This is a genomic window from Pseudomonas atacamensis, assembly GCF_017167965.1.
In the GTDB taxonomy this organism is placed as follows: domain Bacteria; phylum Pseudomonadota; class Gammaproteobacteria; order Pseudomonadales; family Pseudomonadaceae; genus Aquipseudomonas; species Aquipseudomonas atacamensis.
Genome location: NZ_CP070503.1, coordinates 4,080,157 through 4,094,727 on the forward strand (window position 1 = coordinate 4,080,157; position 14,571 = coordinate 4,094,727).

Genomic DNA, 14,571 nt, shown 5'->3' on the forward strand with positions numbered 1-14,571 from the left:
ATCATATCCAAGATTCGTTACTAGCTTAAGGCCCAAGGTGCAAATGAAACGATCTGCTTTCTTCATCTCCGATGGCACCGGCATTACCGCCGAAACCCTGGGTCAAAGCCTGTTGGCGCAGTTCGAAAACATTACCTTCAGCAAATTCACGCGGCCCTACATCGACAGCGTGGAAAAAGCGCGGGCCATGGTACAACAAATCAACAAAGCCGCTGAAACCGACGGCTTTCGCCCGATCATCTTCGACACCATCGTCAATCAGGACATTCGTGAGATTCTCGCAACGTCCAATGGTTTCATGATCGACATTTTCTCGACCTTCCTCGCGCCGCTCGAACAGGAGCTCACCGAGCATTCTTCCTACACCGTCGGCAAATCCCATTCGATCGGACACAACTCCAATTACATGGAGCGCATCGAGGCGGTGAACTTCGCCCTCGACAACGATGACGGCGCGCGCACCCACTATTACGACAAAGCCGATCTGATACTAGTGGGCGTGTCGCGATGCGGCAAAACGCCGACGTGTCTGTACATGGCCATGCAGTTCGGTATCCGCGCGGCCAACTATCCGCTGACCGAAGACGACATGGAACGCCTGACCCTGCCCACCGCCCTGCGCGCCCATCAGCACAAGCTGTTCGGCCTGACCATCGACCCCGACCGCCTGACCGCGATCCGCAATGAGCGCAAGCCCAACAGCCGTTATTCGAGCTACGCCCAGTGCGAATTCGAAGTGCGCGAAGTGGAAAACCTGTTCCGCCGCGAGAACATTCCGCACATCAATTCCACGCATTTCTCGGTGGAAGAGATTTCGGCGAAGATTCTCGTGGAAAAAGGCGTTGAGCGGCGGTTCAAGTAGGTTTGCGGTGCCTGATCTGACGCTATCGCGGGCAAGCCCGCTCCCACAGGTTCTGAAGGCGTTCACAATTTCTGTGTTCATCACCATTCCCTGTGGGAGCGGGCTTGCCCGCGAAGAACGATAACGCGGTCCGTCAGATCACAAACAGGTCGATGAATCGATGCACCGACGTGGCTTCAAGCTGCGCCTGATCCTCGCACAGCGCAAAAATCTCAGCGCAACGCTGCCCGGCAAACCGCGTGGCCAGGTTGGCCTTGAACTTGTCCTCCAGCAACGGAATGCCCTCGGCGCGGCGGCGGCGATGGCCGATCGGGTACTCCACCACGACGTTGTCGGTGCTGCTGCCGTCCTTGAAAAACACCTGCACGGCGTTGGCAATCGAGCGTTTGTCAGGCTCAAGGTATTCGCGGGTGAAGCGCGGTTCTTCAACGATGACCATTTTTTCGCGCAGCACATCGATGATCGGATGCGCCTTGTGGAAGTCGTCTTCGTAGTGCTCCGCGACCAGATTGCCAAATGCCAGCGGCACGGCGGTCATGTATTGCAGGCAGTGGTCGCGGTCGGCGGCATTGGCCAGCGGGCCGACCTTGGAAATGATGCGGATCGCCGATTCATGGGTGGTGATGACGATGCGGTCGATCTCATGCAGCCGATTGCGAACCAGCGGATGCAAGGTCACCGCCGCCTCGCATGCCGTCTGCGCATGGAATTCGGCGGGGAAACTGATCTTGAACAGCACGTTTTCCATCACGTAACTGCCGAACGGCCGGGAGAAGCTGAAAGCGCGTTTGTCCGTGGGTTTCAGCGCCAGATCGTTGTTGGTGTGGCTGAACGAAACGTCATAAAAACCCCACTGCTTTGCCGTCAGAACCCCGGGAATGCCCATCTCACCGCGCATGGCGATGTCGGCCAGCCTTACGCCGCGACTCGCCGCATCCCCCGCCGCCCAGGATTTGCGCGAGCCGGCGTTCGGCGCATGCCGATAAGTGCGCAGTGCCTGACCGTCGGCGAAGGCGTGGGACAGTGCCGACAACAGCTGCTCGCGATTGGCGCCCATCAGTCGGGCGCTGACGGCGGTCGAGGCGACTTTCACCAGAATGACGTGATCCAGTCCTACCCGGTTAAAGGAGTTTTCCAGGGCGATCACGCCTTGAATCTCGTGGGCCATGATCATTGCTTCCAGCACATTGCGGACCGTCAGCGGCGCTTCACCGTTAGCGATGCGTTTCTGTGACAGGTGATCGGCCACGGCGAGGATGGCACCGAGGTTGTCCGATGGATGCCCCCATTCGGCGGCGAGCCAGGTGTCGTTGTAGTCGAGCCAGCGGACAATGCAGCCGATATCCCAAGCGGCTTTGACCGGATCGAGGCGATAAGGGGTACCTGGCACTCGTGCACCGAACGGTACAACCGTGCCTTCAACGATCGGGCCGAGGTGTTTCGTGCATTCGGGGAAACGCAGGGCCAGCAAGCCGCAGCCCAGCGTGTCGATCAGGCAGTTGCGCGCGGTGTTCAGCGCTTCGGCGGATTCGGGCTTGAAGGTGAGGACGTAGTCGGCGATGTCCTGCAGGACTGCGTCGTAATCGGGGCGGTTGTTCAGGTCGACGTTGGCGCTCATGTTCGATTCACTCCTGTAGGAGCTGCCGAAGGCTGCGATCTTTTGATTTTGTTTTTCGCGATCAAGATCAAAAGATCGCAGCCTTTGGCAGCTCCTACCTGGTTTTGTGTTAAGTCAGAAAGAATCTCCGGGCACGCGGACATAGCCTTCCATGAGCACTCGCGCACTGCGGCTCATGATGGCTTTCTTCACCACCCACTCGCCATTCTCCAGTGTCGCCTCAGCGCCCACGCGCAACGTCCCGGACGGATGGCCGAAACGCACCGCATTGCGCTCAATCCCACCAGCAGCAAGATTGACCAACGTCCCGGAAATCGCCGCCGCCGTGCCGATCGCCACCGCTGCCGTGCCCATCATGGCGTGGTGCAGCTTGCCCATCGACAACGCGCGCACCAGCAGGTCCACATCACCAGCGGCAATCGCTTTACCACTCGACGCTACGTAATCCGCAGGCTTGGCGACGAACGCTACTTTCGGCGTGTGTTGCCGCTTGGCGGCTTCTTCCAGATTGGCGATCAGGCCCATGCGCAACGCACCGTAAGCACGAATCGTCTCGAACATCAGCAGCGCTTTTGGATCGCCGTTGATCGCGCCCTGCAGTTCGGTGCCGGTGTAACCGATGTCTTCGGCGTTGACGAAAATCGTCGGGATCCCGGCGTTGATCATGGTCGCCTTGAACGTGCCGACACCCGGGACCTCAAGCTCATCGACCAGATTGCCGGTGGGGAACATCGAGCCACCGCCGCCCTCTTCTTCCGCCGCCGGATCCATGAATTCGACCTGCACTTCGGCCGCCGGAAAGGTCACGCCGTCGAGTTCGAAATCACCGGTTTCCTGCACTTCGCCATTGGTGATCGGCACGTGGGCGATGATGGTCTTGCCGATGTTGGCCTGCCACACGCGCACCACCGCTACGCCGTTGTGCGGAATGCGGCTGGCGTCGACCAGACCGTTGCTGATGGCGAACGAACCGACCGCCGCCGAGAGGTTGCCGCAGTTGCCGCTCCAGTCGACGAACGGCTTGTCGATCGACACCTGACCGAACAGGTAATCGACGTCGTGATCGGCGCGGGTGCTTTTCGACAGGATCACGGTTTTGCTGGTGCTCGACGTCGCGCCGCCCATGCCGTCGATCTGCTTGTCGTAGGGATCGGGGCTGCCGATCACCCGCAGCAACAAAGCGTCGCGCGCTGGGCCTGGAACTTGCGCTGCTTCGGGCAGATCGGTGAGGCTGAAGAACACGCCTTTGCTGGTGCCGCCGCGCATGTAGGTGGCAGCGATTCTGATTTGTGGTGCGTGAGCCATGGTGCTCCTTACCGAAGGCATGGGACTTGAAATCCCATGCCCACACGTTGATTTAAACGGCTACCGCCGATCCTTCGAGGAAATCCTGTGCGAAGCGCTGCAACACGCCGCCGGCCTCGTAGATCGACACTTCTTCAGCGGTATCGAGACGGCAGGTCACCGGCACTTCGACGCGCTCGCCGTTCTTGCGATTGATCACCAGCGTCAGATCCGCACGCGGCTTGCGCTCGCCGATCACGTCGTAGGTTTCGCTGCCATCGATGGCCAGGGTGTGGCGGTTGGTGCCGGGTTTGAATTCCAGCGGCAACACGCCCATGCCCACCAGGTTGGTGCGGTGAATGCGCTCGAAACCTTCAGCGGCAATCGCCTCGACACCGGCAAGGCGCACACCTTTCGCCGCCCAGTCGCGGGACGAACCCTGACCGTAGTCAGCGCCAGCGATGATGATCAGCGGCTGCTTGCGTTGCATGTAGGTTTCGATGGCTTCCCACATACGCATGACCTGGCCTTCCGGCTCCACGCGCGCCAGCGAACCCTGTTTGACCTTGCCGTTTTCCACGACCATTTCGTTGAACAGTTTCGGATTGGCGAACGTTGCGCGCTGGGCGGTCAGGTGGTCGCCACGGTGGGTGGCGTAGGAGTTGAAGTCCTCTTCCGGCAGGCCCATTTTCGCCAGGTATTCGCCGGCGGCGCTGTCGAGCATGATCGCGTTCGATGGCGACAGGTGATCAGTGGTGATGTTGTCCGGCAGCACCGCCAGCGGGCGCATGCCCTTCAGCGGACGGGCGCCGGCCAGCGCGCCTTCCCAGTACGGCGGACGGCGGATGTAGGTGCTCATCTCGCGCCAGTCGTACAGCGGCGCGACTTTCGGCCCGGTGTCTTCATGCACGGCGAACATCGGAATATAGACCTGACGGAACTGCTCAGGCTTGACCGACGACTTCACCACCGCATCGATTTCTTCATCGCTCGGCCAGATGTCCTTGAGGCGGATTTCCCGGCCATCGACCACGCCCAGCACATCCTTCTCGATATCGAAACGGATGGTCCCGGCGATCGCGTAAGCAACCACCAGCGGCGGCGAGGCGAGGAATGCCTGTTTGGCGTACGGGTGAATGCGGCCGTCGAAGTTGCGGTTGCCGGAAAGCACCGCGGTCGCGTACAGATCGCGGTCGATGATCTCTTGCTGGATCAGCGGATCGAGGGCGCCGGACATGCCATTGCAGGTGGTGCAGGCAAACGCCACAACGCCGAAACCGAGCTGCTCCAGCTCAGTGGTCAGCCCCGCTTCATCGAGGTACAGCGCCACGGTTTTCGAACCGGGCGCCAGCGAGGATTTGACCCACGGCTTGCGCGTCAGGCCGAGCTTGTTGGCATTGCGCGCCAACAGGCCAGCGGCGATGACATTGCGCGGGTTGCTGGTGTTGGTGCAACTGGTGATGGCGGCGATGATCACCGCGCCGTCGGGCATTTGCCCTGGCACGTCATCCCACTGGCCGGAGATGCCTTTGGCCGCCAGATCGGACACCGCGACGCGGGCGTGCGGGTTGCTCGGGCCGGCCATGTTGCGCACCACCGAGGACAGATCAAAAGTCAGACCGCGCTCGTATTGCGCACCTTTGAGGCTGTCAGCCCACAGCCCGGTCAACTTGGCGTATTGCTCGACCAATTGAACCTGCTGGTCTTCACGACCGGTCAGTTTCAGGTAATCGATGGTCTGCTGGTCGATGTAGAACATCGCCGCCGTGGCGCCGTATTCCGGGGCCATGTTGGAGATGGTCGCGCGGTCACCGAGGGTCAGCGCTGCCGCGCCTTCGCCGAAGAACTCCAGCCACGCGCCAACGACTTTCTGCTTGCGCAGGTATTCGGTCAGGGCCAGGACCATGTCGGTAGCGGTGATGCCCGGTTGCAGCTTGCCGGTCAGTTCGACGCCAACGCTTTCCGGCAGACGCATCCACGACGCACGGCCGAGCATCACGCTCTCGGCTTCGAGGCCGCCAACGCCGATGGCGATCACACCGAGCGCATCGACGTGCGGCGTGTGGCTGTCGGTGCCGACGCAGGTGTCGGGGAACGCCACGCCTTCGCGCACCTGAATCACCGGGGACATTTTCTCCAGGTTGATCTGGTGCATGATGCCGTTGCCCGGCGGGATCACATCGACGTTCTTGAAGGCCTTTTTGGTCCAGTTGATGAAGTGGAAACGGTCTTCGTTGCGGCGATCTTCGATGGCGCGGTTCTTCTCGAAGGCCTGGGCATCGAAACCGCCCGCCTCGACGGCCAGCGAGTGGTCGACGATCAGTTGCGTCGGCACCACCGGGTTGACCTGCGCCGGGTCGCCGCCCTGCAAAGCGATGGCATCGCGCAGGCCAGCGAGGTCGACCAGCGCGGTCTGGCCGAGGATGTCATGGCAGACCACCCGCGCCGGGAACCACGGGAAATCTAGATCGCGCTTGCGTTCGATCAGTTGCTTGAGGGAATCGGTGAGCGTGGCCGGGTCGCAGCGACGCACAAGGTTTTCCGCCAGCACGCGGGAGGTGTACGGCAGGGTGTCGTAGCTGCCAGGCGCAATCGCCTCGATCGCCGCGCGGGTGTCGAAGTAATCCAGCGGCGTGCCGGGCAGGTTCTTGCGGAATTCTGTGTTCATCGGGTCAGGACTCGGGTCACGGTGGTTGCAAAGGGTGGGCCAGAAACCTGAGTTACACACCGTCCACTGTGGGAGCGAGCCTGCTCGCGAAAGCGGTATATCAGTCGACATCAATGTTGAATGTCAGTCCGTCTTCGCGAGCAGGCTCGCTCCCACAGGGTCTAGCGGTGTTCTCTGGTTACGGGTCAGCCCACCATTTCAGCGACGTTCGATTGGCACGAACTTGCGCTGTTCGACGCCGGTGTATTCGGCGCTCGGGCGGATGATGCGGTTGTTGGCGCGTTGTTCGAACACGTGCGCGGCCCAGCCGGTCAGGCGCGAGCAGACGAAGATCGGCGTGAACAGCTTGGTCGGGATACCCATGAAGTGGTACGCCGAGGCATGGTAGAAGTCGGCATTCGGGAACAGTTTCTTCTGCTCCCACATGGTCTTGTCGATGGCTTCCGAGACTGGGAACAACACCTTGTCACCGACCTCGTCCGCGAGTTTTTTCGCCCAGCCCTTGATCACCTCGTTGCGCGGGTCGCTGTCCTTATAGATCGCGTGGCCGAAGCCCATGATCTTGTCCTTGCGCTCGAGCATGCCCAGGGTGCCTTTGATCGCCTCTTCCGGTGAACCGAAGCGCTCGATCATTTCCATCGCCGCTTCGTTGGCGCCACCGTGCAACGGGCCACGCAGCGAACCGATCGCCGCCGTCACGCACGAGTACAGATCCGACAAAGTCGAGGCGCAAACCCGTGCGGTGAAGGTTGAGGCATTGAATTCGTGTTCGGCGTAGAGGATCAGCGACACGTTCATCACTTTGACGTGCAATTCACTCGGTTTCTTGCCGTGCAGCAGGTGCAGGAAGTGGCCGCCGATGGTTGGCTCGTCGCTGACGCAGTCGATGCGCTTGCCGTCGTGGCTGAAGCGATACCAGTAGCACATGATCGCCGGGAACGCGGCGAGCAGACGGTCGGTCTTGTCGCGCTGTTCGGAGAAGTCTTTCTCCGGTTCGATGTTGCCGAGGAATGAGCAACCGGTGCGCATGACGTCCATCGGGTGGGCGTCGGCGGGAATTCGTTCGAGCACTTCTTTCAAAGCTTGCGGCAGGTCGCGCAGCTTGCTCAGTTTGCTTTGATAGTCGGCCAGTTGCGCTGTTGTCGGCAGTTCGCCGTACAGCAGCAGATAGGCGACTTCTTCAAATTGCGCGTCGGCGGCCAGTTCACGCACGTCGTAGCCGCGATAGGTCAGCCCGGCACCGGCCTGGCCCACGGTGGACAGTGCGGTTTGCCCGGCAACCTGGCCACGGAGCCCGGCGCCACTGAGTACTTTTGCTTCGGCCATTGTGTTCTCCAATCTTCTTGAATTTGTATGGGGAAACTTGTGGGAGCGAGCCTGCTCGCGAAAGCGCTGGATCAGTCGACATCAATGTTGGATGTCAGTCCGTCTTCGCGAGCAGGCTCGCTCCCACAGGGTTTTGTTCAGCCTTTCTTCTGTGCAAACAACGCATCGAGCTTCTGCTCGAACGTGTGGTAATCGATACGATCGTAGAGCTCCATGCGAGTCTGCATGGTGTCGATGACATTCTGTTGCGTGCCATCGCGGCGGATCGCCGTGTAGACGTTTTCCGCTGCCTTGTTCATCGCGCGGAACGCCGACAGCGGGTAAAGCACCAGCGAGACGTCAGCGCCGGCCAGTTGTTCGGTGGTGTACAGCGGCGTTGCGCCGAACTCGGTGATGTTGGCCAGGATCGGTGCTTTCACACGATTGGCGAACAGCTTGTACATGTCCAGTTCGGTAATCGCTTCCGGGAAGATCATGTCGGCGCCGGCTTCGATGCACGCTGCCGCGCGATCAAGTGCCGATTCCAGACCCTCCACTGCCAGTGCGTCGGTACGCGCCATGATCACGAAGCTGTCGTCGGTACGGGCATCGACGGCGGCTTTGATGCGATCGACCATTTCCTGCTGGCTGACAATTTCTTTATTCGGGCGATGGCCGCAGCGCTTGGCGCCAACCTGGTCCTCGATGTGAATCGCCGCCGCGCCGAACTTGATCATCGACTTGACCGTGCGCGCGACGTTGAAGGCCGACGAGCCAAAACCGGTGTCAACATCCACCAGCAGCGGCAGGTCGCAAACGTCGGTGATCCGCCGCACGTCGGTGAGCACGTCGTCCAGCCCGGTGATGCCCAGGTCCGGCACGCCCAGCGAGCCTGCGGCCACGCCGCCGCCGGACAGGTAGATCGCCTTGAAACCGGCGCGCTTGGCCAGCAGCGCGTGGTTGGCGTTGATCGCGCCGACCACTTGCAAAGGATGCTCGCTGGCGACCGCATCGCGGAAGCGCTGGCCCGGCGTGTTCAGGTTGGAAGTCATGCATCACCTCGTTCAGTGGCTGTCTTGTTGTGGGCACCGTCCTCGTAGTGACGGGCGATGTTGCGTTTCGAGGCGCCGATGTGGCGGCGCATCAACAATTCCGCGAGCTCGCCGTCACGGTCGGCGATGGCATCGAGAATGCGGTGGTGTTCGGCGAAGGCCTGGTGCGGGCGGTTCGGCGTGGTGGAAAACTGGATGCGGTACATGCGCACCAGTTGATACAGCTCGCCGCAGAGCATCTGCGTCAGCGTGCGATTGCCGCTGCCCTGGATGATCCGGTAATGAAAGTCGAAATCGCCTTCCTGCTGGTAATAACCGACGCCGGCCTGAAACGCCGCATCGCGCTCGTGGGTTTCCAGGACCCGGCGCAGTTCGTCGATTTCCTCGACGCTCATGCGCTCGGCAGCGAGGCGGCAGGCCATGCCTTCGAGGGATTCACGGATTTCGTAGAGTTCGATCAATTCGGCATGGCTGAGCGAGACCACCCGCGCACCGACGTGCGGCACACGCACCAGCAAGCGCTGGCCTTCCAGACGATGGATCGCCTCACGCAGCGGCCCCCGACTGATGCCATAAGTACGCGCCAGTTCCGGCTCGGAGATCTTGCTGCCCGGGGCGATTTCGCCTTTGACGATTGCGGCCTGGATGCGGCGGAAGACGTTTTCCGACAGCGTCTCGGAATCGTCGCCGCTGATGACCGGGGGATCGAGTTGATCCAGCATGATTGTCGACACCTTTAAATCCAATGCGGCAAAAACTAGCCAATAAGACCGGATCAGTCAAAGGATAAATAGGTATTGTCGACAATCGTCTAATAACCGCAGCCAATCGATCATCTATTAATGTTGGAGCGAGCTTGCTCGTGAAGGCGGCACATCAGCCGGCTTCTACATCGAATGACACAGCGCTTTCGCGAGCAGGCTCGCTCCCACAAGAGTGGCATCCCTTGCAGCTCATGGATCGGCGCAAGCGCTGGCGCCATAAAACCACCGTGCTAGAATGCCGCCCGCATTTGCGGGTCTTTGTACGGCTTGCCATAAAAAGCTGCCAGGCACACGCGGGGGCTTGCGCACGGTTGCGCGGGCACCTGAACCGATAACGGAACGCTGCGCACCAGGATTTATGAGACTCAAGCCTTTCCCCACCTTTTTTGCTCTGTTTTGCCTGCCCGGCCTCGCCGCCGCGGGGGAAAAAACCGTGTACGGCCTCAACGAATACGCTTCGCTTGACGGCATCAATCTCGAAGTTGCGGCCAAACTCGACACCGGGGCGAAAACCGCCTCGCTGAGCGCCCGCGACATCAAACGCTTCAAACGCAACGGTGAATCCTGGGTACGTTTCTACCTGGCCATCGACACCGCGCATTCACACCCCATCGAACGGCCGCTGGCGCGAGTCAGCAAGATCAAGCGCCGCGCCGGCGACTACGATCCGGAAGAAGGCAAGCAGTACACCGCCCGTCCGGTGATCGAGCTGGATATCTGCATGGGTTCGGCATTGCGCAGCATCGAAGTGAACCTCACCGACCGAAGTGCGTTCCAATACCCGCTTTTGATCGGCTCCGAGGCGCTGAAACGCTTCGACGCGCTGGTCGACCCCAGTCTTAAATACGCTGCCGGCAAACCTGCCTGCACCATCGCCGCTCACACCGCCGAGTAATTTCCATGCGTTCTCTAACCTTCCACCTGAAAATCCTGATCGCCGTGCTGGTGCTGCTGGGCGTTTCGGTTACGGCCTATCAGATTTTCGTGCTCGGCATCCCGGTGACCGAAGACGCCACCGACGACCTGTGGAACATCGACGCCAAGGTCGAGTTCGTCGCCAGCACCAAGGATCCGGTGAAGATCCAGATGTTCGTGCCGCCGTTGAGCCGCGATTACGTGAGCCTCAACGAAAGCTTCATCTCCAATAACTACGGCGTCGCGGTCAACCGCATCGACGGCAACCGCAAGGTGACCTGGTCGGCCCGTCGCGCCAAGGGCAACCAGACCTTGTATTACCGTCTGGTGCTGACCAAGCGCTACACCGCGGAAAAATCCAAGGTCAAAGGCCCGACCTTCCGTGACAGCATGGTCATCGAAGGCCCGGAAAAAATCGCCGCCGAAGCCCTGCTCGCGCCGATCCGCCAACATTCGGCCGACGTCGAAACCTTCATTGGCGAGGCGATCAAGCGCGTCAACAACGTCAACGACGACAACGTCAAATTGCTGCTGGCCGGCGATCCGTCGACTTCGCACAAAGCCAAGATCGTCGAACTGCTGCTGTCGATTGCCCACGTTCCGGTAGAAAAAGTCCACACCATCCGCCTCGTCGCCGATCAGCCACAGACACCCGAACTGTGGCTGCGCAGCTTCAACGGCAACGACTGGCTGTACTTCAACCCGGAAACCGGTGAGCAAGGCCTGCCAACCGACCGCCTGCTGTGGTGGACCGGTGACGAAAACCTGATCACCGTCGACGGCGGCAAGAAAGCCAACGTGACCTTCAGCCTGAACAACAGCGAGATGAACGCGATTCGTCTGGCCAAGCTGACCGACGAAAACACTGACGCCAACTTCCTCGATTATTCGCTGTACGGCTTGCCGCTGCAGACCCAGCAGACCTTCATGATCATGGTGATGATCCCGATCGGCGTGCTGGTGATCCTGATCCTGCGCAACCTCGTCGGCCTGCAGACGCTGGGCACATTCACCCCGGTGCTGATCGCGCTGGCCTTCCGCGAAACGCAGCTGGGCTTCGGCATTCTGCTGTTCACGGTGATCACCGCGCTGGGCCTGTCGCTGCGCTCGTATCTCGAACATCTGAAACTGCAAATGCTGCCGCGCCTGTCGGTGGTGCTGACCTTCGTTGTGGTGTTGATTGCGGCGATCAGTCTGTTCAGCCACAAACTGGGGCTTGAGCGTGGCTTGTCGGTGGCGCTGTTCCCGATGGTGATTCTGACCATGACCATCGAGCGTCTGTCGATTACCTGGGAAGAACGCGGCGCCAACCATGCGCTGAAAGTCGCCATCGGCACGCTGTTCGCCGCCTCCCTGGCGCACCTGATCATGACCGTGCCGGAGCTGGTGTACTTCGTGTTTACCTTCCCGGCGATCCTGCTGATTCTGGTCGGTTTCATGCTGGCGATGGGTCGCTATCGCGGCTACCGCCTGACCGAACTGGTGCGTTTCAAGGCCTTCCTGAAGAAGGCTGACGCCTGATGTTCGGTTTCTGGAAGACCTGGAAGGCCCTCGAGGCGCGCGGCATCATGGGCATCAACCGCCGAAACGCGGACTACGTGCTCAAGTACAACAAGCGCAGCCTGTACCCGATCGTCGATGACAAGATCCTCACCAAGGAACGCGCCATCGCCGCCGGCATTCACGTGCCGGAGCTGTACGGGGTGATCTCCACCGAGAAGGAAATCGACAAGCTCGACGAGATCATCGGCGGGCGCAGCGACTTCGTGATCAAACCGGCGCAGGGCGCGGGTGGCGATGGCATCATCGTCATCGCCGACCGCTTCGAAGGCCGTTATCGCACGGTCTCGGGCAAGATCCTCGCCCACGAAGAGCTGGAGCATCACATCTCCAGCATTCTCACCGGCCTGTACTCGCTGGGCGGCCACCGCGACCGCGCGCTGATCGAATACCGTGTGACCCCGGACCAGATATTCAAGAGCATCAGCTACGAAGGCGTGCCGGACATCCGCATCATCGTGCTGATGGGTTACCCGGTGATGGCGATGTTGCGTCTGCCGACCCGCCAGTCCGGCGGCAAGGCCAACCTGCACCAGGGCGCCATTGGCGTTGGTGTGGATCTGGCCACCGGTTTGACCCTGCGCGGCACCTGGCTGAACAACATCATCACCAAACACCCCGACACCACCAACGCGGTGGACGGCGTGCAACTGCCCTACTGGGACGGTTTCATGAAACTCGCCGCCGGCTGCTATGAGCTGTGCGGGCTGGGTTATATCGGTGTGGACATGGTGCTCGATCAGGAAAAGGGTCCGTTGATTCTCGAACTGAATGCGCGGCCGGGGCTGAACATTCAGATCGCCAACGATTGCGGCCTGACCTTGCGCACTCACGCGGTTGAAGCGCGGCTGGAAGAGCTGAAGGCGCGGGGCGTTAAGGAATCGGTAGAAGAGCGGGTGGCGTTTACCCAGGAGATGTTTGGGCATATTCCTGCGGTCGAGGGCTGATCCCCCACATTGATCGTTCCCACGCTCTGCGTGGGAATGCAGCCCGTGACGCTCCGCGTCACAGTGGACGCAGAGCGTCCATGGCGGCGTTACCACGCGGAGCGTGGGAACGATCAAAGAACCCGAGCTTCAACTCTGCCGCCCATCTGCCAATCGCCGACATCCCCTCTAGGAGCAATTCCCGCAGAGGACTACAATCCCCACCCCGCCTCAACGGCCGATCTGCCCCGCCCATGTTGACCTGCTCCGTACACCCACTGCCCTACCGCGCCAATCCCGCCGACTACTTCGCGGCCATTCGCAACGCACCCGGCGCCGTGCTGCTCGACAGCGGCCGGCCGAGCGCTGAACGCGGCCGTTATGACTTGCTCAGCGCCTGGCCGCTGGAACAACTGGCGGTGTTGCCGGACGAGAGCGGCGCGCATTTCCTCCAGCGCCTGCGTGACCACCTCAGCCGCTTGGGCGAAGCGCAGTTGCCCGCCGGGTACGAATTGCCGTTCGCCGGCGGACTGATCGGTTATCTGAGCTACGACTTCGGCCGGCATCTGGAAAACCTGCCGAGTCAGGCGCTGGATGACCTGCAACTGCCCGATGCGCGTTTTGGCCTGTACGACTGGGCGCTGATCAGCGATCACCACAGGCAAACCAGCCAATTGGTCTTTCATCCATCGCTTGTCGACAGTGAACGGCAGCGATTGGTCGCGCTGTTCACTCAGCCTCAAGTTGACGCGCTGGCGCCCTTCAAACTGAACGCCCCGATGGCCGCTGATCTCTCGGCCGACGATTACCGTCAGGCCTTCGAACGCATTCAGGACTACATCCAGGCCGGCGACTGCTATCAGGTCAACTTCGCGCAACGCTTTCGTGCTGAATGCCAGGGCGATCCGTGGCTGGCTTACTGCGCTTTGCGTCAGGCCTGCCCGACGCCGTTCTCCGGGTTCCAGAGCCTGCCCGATGGCGGCGCGGTGCTGAGCCTGTCACCGGAACGTTTCGTCAGAGTCAGCCAGCGTCAGGTTGAAACCCGTCCGATCAAGGGCACCCGCCCCCGTGGCGTCACCCCAGCCGAGGACGCTGCCAACGCCGCCGAACTGCTGGCCAGCCCCAAGGATCGCGCGGAAAACCTGATGATCGTCGACCTGCTGCGCAACGATCTCGGGCGCACCTGCCGCATCGGCTCGGTGCGGGTGCCGGAGTTGTTCAGTCTGGAAAGCTATCCGAACGTGCATCACCTGGTCAGCAGCGTGACCGGTGAACTGGCGGCGGATCGTGATGCGCTGGACCTGATCGCTGGCAGCTTCCCCGGCGGCTCGATCACCGGCGCACCAAAGATTCGGGCGATGCAGATCATCGACGAGCTGGAGCCAACCCGGCGCGGTCTGTATTGCGGCTCGTTGCTGTATCTGGACGTGCGCGGCGAGATGGACAGCTCTATCGCCATCCGCAGTCTGCTGGTCAAGGATGGCCAGGTGTGCTGCTGGGGCGGCGGCGGGATCGTCGCCGATTCGAACTGGCAGGCGGAGTATCAGGAGTCGATGACCAAAGTGCGGATCCTGCTCGATACCCTGCAGAACCTCTGAAGCATCGCGAGCAGCCTCC

At 61.0% G+C, this 14,571-nt stretch carries 11 protein-coding genes; 5 read left to right on the forward strand and 6 right to left on the reverse strand.

The features are described 5' to 3' along the window. Window positions 1-43: 43 nt before the first annotated feature. A complete protein-coding gene (gene ppsR / locus JWU58_RS18495) occupies window positions 44-862 on the forward strand; it encodes a posphoenolpyruvate synthetase regulatory kinase/phosphorylase PpsR (protein WP_016773826.1) in 819 nt (272 codons plus the stop codon). 133 nt (window positions 863-995) lie between these two features. Here ppsR and prpD read toward each other — a convergent pair whose 3' ends face one another. The 6 genes from prpD to JWU58_RS18525 form a co-directional block, all read right to left on the reverse strand. After that, window positions 996-2,480, reverse strand: coding sequence for a 2-methylcitrate dehydratase (prpD, locus tag JWU58_RS18500; RefSeq protein WP_206420742.1), 1,485 nt, complete (start codon window positions 2,478-2,480; stop codon window positions 996-998). A gap of 114 nt (window positions 2,481-2,594) precedes the next feature. Beyond that, window positions 2,595-3,785 (reverse strand): 2-methylaconitate cis-trans isomerase PrpF, encoded by a 1,191-nt coding sequence (prpF, locus tag JWU58_RS18505; RefSeq protein WP_016773824.1) that lies wholly within the window; start codon window positions 3,783-3,785, stop codon window positions 2,595-2,597. A 52-nt stretch (window positions 3,786-3,837) separates the two neighbouring features. After that, entirely contained in the window at window positions 3,838-6,432 is a 2,595-nt protein-coding gene (gene acnD, locus JWU58_RS18510) for a Fe/S-dependent 2-methylisocitrate dehydratase AcnD (RefSeq protein ID WP_024012300.1), read from the reverse strand. Window positions 6,433-6,630: 198 nt separating this feature from the next. After that, window positions 6,631-7,758: a bifunctional 2-methylcitrate synthase/citrate synthase gene (prpC, locus tag JWU58_RS18515; RefSeq protein ID WP_125918497.1), complete on the reverse strand. Its 1,128-nt coding sequence runs from the start codon at window positions 7,756-7,758 to the stop codon at window positions 6,631-6,633. Between the two features lie 137 nt (window positions 7,759-7,895). Then, window positions 7,896-8,789: a methylisocitrate lyase gene (gene prpB / locus JWU58_RS18520; RefSeq protein WP_024012298.1), complete on the reverse strand. Its 894-nt coding sequence runs from the start codon at window positions 8,787-8,789 to the stop codon at window positions 7,896-7,898. After that, window positions 8,786-9,508 carry a GntR family transcriptional regulator gene (locus tag JWU58_RS18525; RefSeq protein ID WP_177180867.1) on the reverse strand — a complete coding sequence of 241 codons (723 nt, stop codon included), beginning with the start codon at window positions 9,506-9,508 and terminating at the stop codon, window positions 8,786-8,788. The genes prpB and JWU58_RS18525 overlap by 4 nt, the downstream gene beginning before the upstream one ends. 403 nt (window positions 9,509-9,911) lie before the next feature. Here JWU58_RS18525 and rloA point away from each other — a divergent pair, with 403 nt between their 5' ends. From rloA to pabB, 4 genes are all read left to right on the forward strand, one after another. Continuing rightward, window positions 9,912-10,448: a retropepsin-like aspartic peptidase RloA gene (gene rloA, locus JWU58_RS18530; protein WP_041479149.1), complete on the forward strand. Its 537-nt coding sequence runs from the start codon at window positions 9,912-9,914 to the stop codon at window positions 10,446-10,448. 5 nt (window positions 10,449-10,453) lie between these two features. Further along, a complete protein-coding gene (rloB, locus tag JWU58_RS18535) occupies window positions 10,454-11,989 on the forward strand; it encodes an osmotic stress tolerance membrane protein RloB (RefSeq protein ID WP_024012295.1) in 1,536 nt (511 codons plus the stop codon). Further along, on the forward strand, window positions 11,989-12,975 hold the full coding sequence (locus JWU58_RS18540; RefSeq protein ID WP_016773817.1) for an alpha-L-glutamate ligase-like protein: 987 nt from the start codon (window positions 11,989-11,991) through the stop codon (window positions 12,973-12,975). Before rloB ends, JWU58_RS18540 begins: the two co-directional genes overlap by 1 nt. 233 nt (window positions 12,976-13,208) lie before the next feature. Then, complete coding sequence (gene pabB / locus JWU58_RS18545) at window positions 13,209-14,552, forward strand: aminodeoxychorismate synthase component I (protein ID WP_206420743.1); 1,344 nt, start codon at window positions 13,209-13,211, stop codon at window positions 14,550-14,552. The last annotated feature ends 19 nt before the right edge of the window (window positions 14,553-14,571 follow it).

Coding starts and splice junctions, on each gene's coding strand:
- rloA (WP_041479149.1), top strand. CDS start 9,912: ATGAGACTCAAGCCTTTCCCCACCTTTTTTGCTCTGTTTTGCCTGCCC.
- pabB (WP_206420743.1), top strand. CDS start 13,209: ATGTTGACCTGCTCCGTACACCCACTGCCCTACCGCGCCAATCCCGCC.
- prpF (WP_016773824.1), bottom strand. CDS start 3,785: ATGGCTCACGCACCACAAATCAGAATCGCTGCCACCTACATGCGCGGC.
- rloB (WP_024012295.1), top strand. CDS start 10,454: ATGCGTTCTCTAACCTTCCACCTGAAAATCCTGATCGCCGTGCTGGTG.
- prpB (WP_024012298.1), bottom strand. CDS start 8,789: ATGACTTCCAACCTGAACACGCCGGGCCAGCGCTTCCGCGATGCGGTC.
- acnD (WP_024012300.1), bottom strand. CDS start 6,432: ATGAACACAGAATTCCGCAAGAACCTGCCCGGCACGCCGCTGGATTAC.
- prpD (WP_206420742.1), bottom strand. CDS start 2,480: ATGAGCGCCAACGTCGACCTGAACAACCGCCCCGATTACGACGCAGTC.
- ppsR (WP_016773826.1), top strand. CDS start 44: ATGAAACGATCTGCTTTCTTCATCTCCGATGGCACCGGCATTACCGCC.
- JWU58_RS18540 (WP_016773817.1), top strand. CDS start 11,989: ATGTTCGGTTTCTGGAAGACCTGGAAGGCCCTCGAGGCGCGCGGCATC.
- prpC (WP_125918497.1), bottom strand. CDS start 7,758: ATGGCCGAAGCAAAAGTACTCAGTGGCGCCGGGCTCCGTGGCCAGGTT.